This is a genomic window from Microbispora sp. CL1-1 (assembly GCF_012034195.1).
In the GTDB taxonomy this organism is placed as follows: domain Bacteria; phylum Actinomycetota; class Actinomycetes; order Streptosporangiales; family Streptosporangiaceae; genus Microbispora.
Window position 1 is genome coordinate 1 of sequence record NZ_JAATEK010000250.1, and the last position, 268, is coordinate 268.

Sequence of the window (268 nt, forward strand, 5' to 3'; positions counted from 1 at the left end):
GCTCAAGGAGATCCGCACCCGGGGCGACATCATCTTGTTCATCGACGAGCTGCACACGCTGGTGGGCGCGGGCGCCGCCGAGGGCGCCATCGACGCCGCCAGCATCCTCAAGCCGATGCTGGCCCGCGGTGAGCTGCAGACCATCGGTGCCACCACGCTCGACGAATACCGCAAGCACCTGGAGAAGGACGCGGCGCTGGAGCGGCGGTTCCAGCCGATCCAGGTGGCCGAGCCGTCGTTGTCGCACACGATCGAGATCCTCAAGGGG

1 pseudogene is annotated in these 268 nt (G+C 67.9%); it reads left to right on the forward strand.

Annotated elements, in window-relative coordinates:
• Nucleotides 1–268: pseudogene (locus tag HCK04_RS40790) on the forward strand (ATP-dependent Clp protease ATP-binding subunit); the annotation flags it as partial.